4 protein-coding genes are annotated in these 4755 nt (G+C 57.0%); 3 read left to right on the forward strand and 1 reads right to left on the reverse strand.

Features of this window, described 5'->3' with window-relative positions; translation table 11 throughout:
• The 3 genes from ACIQ20_RS15875 to ACIQ20_RS15885 form a co-directional block, all read left to right on the forward strand.
• Window positions 1–392 (forward strand): transposase (locus tag ACIQ20_RS15875; RefSeq protein ID WP_395782023.1); only part of this gene is annotated, 392 nt, incomplete at its 5' end.
• Window positions 393–543: 151 nt separating this feature from the next.
• On the forward strand, window positions 544–1017 hold the full coding sequence (locus ACIQ20_RS15880; protein WP_395782029.1) for an ion channel: 474 nt from the start codon (window positions 544–546) through the stop codon (window positions 1015–1017).
• Between the two features lie 156 nt (window positions 1018–1173).
• On the forward strand, window positions 1174–3192 hold the full coding sequence (locus ACIQ20_RS15885; protein WP_395782025.1) for an acetyl-CoA carboxylase biotin carboxylase subunit: 2019 nt from the start codon (window positions 1174–1176) through the stop codon (window positions 3190–3192).
• A 10-nt stretch (window positions 3193–3202) separates the two neighbouring features.
• Here the strand turns inward: ACIQ20_RS15885 and ACIQ20_RS15890 are convergent, their stop codons facing one another.
• Window positions 3203–4492, reverse strand: a complete 1290-nt coding sequence (locus tag ACIQ20_RS15890) for an Hsp70 family protein (RefSeq protein WP_395782027.1) — start codon at window positions 4490–4492, stop codon at window positions 3203–3205.
• Window positions 4493–4755: the final 263 nt, after the last annotated feature.

Here is a 4755-nt window from a genome sequence, read left to right on the forward strand (position 1 = left end):
CAACGATCAAAGCTCAAGAAAAGCGCCTGCGCGCCATCAAAGGCATCGGCCCAGTCAGCGCCCATACCCTCATCGCTATGCTGCCCGAACTCGGTCATGCAACGCGCAAGCAAATCGCCTGTCTTGCAGGCCTTGCCCCCCATCCAGCTCAGTCAGGCAACAGCTTCAAGAAATATCCTATGACCGGTGGACGCGATCTCATCAGACGCACCCTGTTCATGGCCGCGTTGACCGCATCACGCTGCCACCCAGACTTAAAACACTTCTACCAAAACCTTCTCAGCAACAAAAAGCCAAAAAAGCTCGCTCTCGCCGCCGTAGCCCGAAAACTCGTAACCATCGCAAATGCTGTCCTCAAACCAGTCCACATCTCACATGCTGAACTGACTTGATGACAGTGAACTGGTGTTGGGGCATTTTCGACCGAAATTGCCCCCCCAAGTGTGACCGAAAGTCGCGCCCCTCGCAGGTGACGGGGCAGTCGCACTAGCCTATGACTGAGGTTGAACTGGCAGAGCGCCAGACGGAGTGCCTTCCTTGGGTGTGGCCAACTTCATCACCGATATCTGGGATACCTTGGCCATTTCATCCTTGATGGTGGCCGTGACCGTAACTATCCACTTCCTCGGTCTTGCGGCCCTGATGTATATGATCCGGAAGCGACCGCCCTTGGCAGACCCACAAGCCCGACATTTTTCGTTGCGCTTCCTCGCCATTCTTTTTGTCGTATTTGGCCTATTTGCCGTGCATACGCTGGAAATTTGGCTCTATGCCGTGGTCTATCACTTTGGCCTGCATGCCTTTCATGATTTTGAGACTGCCCTTTATTTTTCGACCGTCACCTTTGTGTCGCTGGGCTATGGCGATGTGATCTTGCCGCGCGACTGGCGCTTGGTCGGCGCGATTGAGGCGGCGAATGGCGTGATCTTGCTGGGCTGGTCGACCGCGTTTTTGATCACCGTGATCGGTCGTCTGCGCGCGCTGGAGCATGAATGGCTAGACCATAAGGCGGACTAAGTGTGCGCCCATCCATAAATTTGACGCGGCAACGGGCGATTTCTTGCACCTCGCCGGACCCTGCAAAGTTGCATCGCGCACGATTGCCCTCTAACCAGTTCCCGACATAATAAAGCCGGGAAGAAGGCTGATAGCTCTAGGGGCACGCGGACCGAGATGTTTGATAAGATTCTGATTGCCAATCGCGGCGAAGTGGCCGTTCGTATCATCAAGACTTGCCGCCGGATGGGCGTGAAAACCGTCATCGTGTTTTCTGAAGCCGACCGCGATTCCATGGCTGTAGAGATGGCCGACGAAAAAGTCTTCATCGGCCCAGCTCCAGCTTCTGAATCCTATCTCGTGATCGACAAGATTATCGCCGCCGTCAAAGAAACGGGCGCACAAGCGGTTCACCCGGGCTTTGGCTTCTTGTCGGAAAAGGTTGAGTTTGCGCAACGTTGCGCGGATGAAGGGATCGTCTTTATCGGCCCGAACCCGCACGCGATCCACGCCATGGGCGACAAGATTGAAAGCAAGAAGACCGCTGCGGCAGCTGGTGTTTCGTGCGTACCGGGCCATATTGGCGAGATTGCGGATACGGCCCATGCGGTGGCCATCTCTGAGGAGATTGGTTATCCCGTCATGATCAAGGCTTCGGCTGGCGGCGGTGGTAAGGGCATTCGGGTGGCGTATGACCGCAAGGATGTCGAAGAAGGCTTCCCAGCCGTGCGTGCCGAAGCCAAGAACGCCTTTGGCGATGACCGCATCTTCATCGAGAAGTTCATTCTGGCCCCACGCCATATCGAAATCCAAGTCTTGGGCGATAAGCACGGCAATGTCGTGCATTTGTTTGAGCGCGAGTGCTCGATCCAGCGCCGTAACCAGAAAGTCATTGAAGAAGCCCCAAGCCCGTTGCTGGATGAAGCAACCCGGGCAGCCATGGGTGCCCAAGCCGTCGCGCTGTCCAAGGCTGTTGGCTATGACAGTGCTGGCACGGTCGAGTTTGTGGCCTCTGGCAAGGATAAGAGCTTCTACTTCCTTGAAATGAACACCCGCCTGCAGGTGGAGCATCCGGTTTCGGAAGCCATCACTGGCCTTGATCTGGTTGAACAGATGTTGCGCGTCGCGGCGGGGGAGGCTTTGTCCTTCCAGCAGTCCGACTTGAAGATCAATGGCTGGGCGATTGAAAGCCGGATTTATGCCGAAGATCCATATCGTAACTTCTTGCCCTCCATTGGCCGCCTAAAGCGCTATCTACCCCCTGTCGAAGGCGACTTTGGCAGCCATAAAGTGCGCAATGACGCCGGTGTGCGCGAGGGTGATGAGATCTCGATGTTCTATGACCCGATGATCTCCAAGCTGGTGACCTGGGCTCCAACACGTCTGGCGGCGATTGATGCGCAAGCGGCGGCTCTCGACACCTTTGCGATTGAAGGCATTCAGGACAATATCCCGTTCCTCGCCGCTGTGATGGAGGAAGCACGCTTCCGCTCAGGCGATATCACGACCGCCTATATCAAGGACCAATTCCCTGAAGGCTTTAAAGGCGCACCCTTAACCGACAAGATTTTGCGCTTGATGGCGGGTGTGGGTGCTTTGGTTCATATGCGCAAGCTGGAACGCGACGCCCAAATCAGTGGCCGCATGACTCCTCACAAGCCGATCCGCAGTGATTGGGTCGTCCGCATTGAGGGCACTTATCACCCCTTGCATGTCGAGATCACAAGCGGCGGCGCGACGATCCGTTTTGAGAGCGGGGATACCATCGATATCACCAGTGGCTTTAAGCCGGGCGACCGCTTGATCACTGGCGTTGCGCATGCCTTGGGCGTGTTTGAGAATGAGGGCTTTGCCGTTAAGTTCAAAGACCGCACGCAAGGTTATGAGTTCCAGTATCGCGGGGCCAAGGCCGTCGTGATTGTTGCCACGCCGCGTGACGCTGAGTTGCACGCCAAGCTACCTGAGAAGGTCGCGGCCGACACGTCGCGCATGATCATTTCGCCTATGCCTGGCCTCGTGGTCTCCATCGAAGTGGTGGAAGGTCAAGAGATTAAGTCCGGCGAGGCGATTGCGATTGTGGAAGCCATGAAGATGCAAAACATCATTCGCGCTGAACGCGATGGCAAAGTAGCCAAGGTCCATGTGGGTGCAGGCGCAGCTGTGGCCGCCGACGAAATCATGGTGGAATTAGGCTAAGGCTTGGGCCCTAAGCCAACCAAGGGCTGGGGTCTTCCTCTTGGGCGATCAAAGACAGGCCATGGGCGATCGACACGAATTGGTCGCCCGTCTCCACTTTCTGCGCCCCAAAGCGGTTTTCAAATTGGGCTTTGACCGCAGGCACAAAGCTGGACCCCCCGGTCAAGAACACCCGGTCGATGCCACCTTCATCCAGACCTGCGGCAACGAGAGCCTCATTCACGCACGTGTCGATCTGGGCCAAATCTTCGGCGATCCAGGATTCAAAATCTGCCCGCGTCAGAGATTTGACCATGTCTTTGCCGCCAAAGGACAGGCGGAAAATCGCCGCTTCTTCGTGTGACAGGGTCGTCTTCACCGCGGCAATGGCGCGGTAGAGGTGATAGCTTGCCTCGGCGTCGAGAAAGTCGATGAAGGCGTCGATTTTTTCAGGTTGCAGCGCCTGCTTGGCCAGCTTTTGCAGGTCCTGATAATCGCGGGTCTGCCGCATGATCGACAATTGATTCCACTGGGAAAATCGGCCGTAAAATGCGAGGGGGACGGGCAGGACTTTGCCGTCACTGGCATAGTGCGAGCCTTTGCCAAATAGCGGCGACACCAGATGGTCAATGATGCGCTGGTCGAAACTATCGCCCGCTATGCCAACCCCGCGATGGGCGAGGGCCTCCGCTGATTGGGTCTTTTGCCCGCGCCGAAAGCGGATGATGGAAAAGTCGCTGGTACCACCGCCAAAGTCGGCGACCAATATGGTGGCATCTTGGGTGAGGCGCTGGGCAAAGAAGAAGGCAGCCGCCACGGGCTCATAAACATGGGCGATATCTTCAAAGCCCGCTTTGGTCAGCGCGGCTTGATACCGCGTACGGGCGAGCGCCTCGTCAGAGCGACTGCCCGCAAAGCGCACGGGCCGACCCACCAGAACGCGCTTGGGGAAGCGCTCGCTTGCGCGCTCACTCAAGCGGCGCAGAAAGGCTGCGAGCAAGTCTTCAAACCGCCAAGCCTTATTCTGAATGACCGTACTGGTGAATAAAGGACTGGCCGCAAAGGTCTTGAAAGATTGGATAAAACGGCAATCCCCGCCCATCTCCAAAAATCGGTCAATCGCCCAAGGACCCACCTCCATCATCGCTTTGGCGCGGTGGTCATCCTCCTCATGCCAAAAGCATAAGACCGAGCGGCAGGCCTGAACCAAATCTTGCTCATGCGCAAAAGTAATCGCACGGCTTTTGCCCTGCCCATCAGGCAAGGTTGCAACGCTATTGGTCGTCCCGAAATCGAGACCGAGGGTGGGTGTGTGGGCCATGGGGGAGCACGGCTTAACGGTCTGGCTGGGGGTTGTCTAGGGGCCTTCCCCTTAACTGTGTCATCCCCGCCGGAGCGTCAGCGGAGAGCGGGGACCCCGTGGGACTTTGCGGCAGGAGACCTGGGACTCGGCTGACGCCTTCGGGGATTGTCTGTTTGTGATGTGTAAGTATGGTTGGGCTGGTTAGGCAATTTGGTGGGTGGCCGCCCACCAAATTGCCGACGTTGGTACGACCGTGCGGGGATCGGGTTTTGAGGCCCGTT

This window comes from Aquidulcibacter sp. (assembly GCF_044346625.1).
Lineage (GTDB): Bacteria > Pseudomonadota > Alphaproteobacteria > Caulobacterales > Aquidulcibacteraceae > Aquidulcibacter.

What these genes read in the sequence shown, in the direction of transcription:
- ACIQ20_RS15885 (WP_395782025.1), top strand. Translation starts at nt 1,174, where the DNA reads ATGTTTGATAAGATTCTGATTGCCAATCGCGGCGAAGTGGCCGTTCGT.
- ACIQ20_RS15890 (WP_395782027.1), bottom strand. Translation starts at nt 4,492, where the DNA reads ATGGCCCACACACCCACCCTCGGTCTCGATTTCGGGACGACCAATAGC.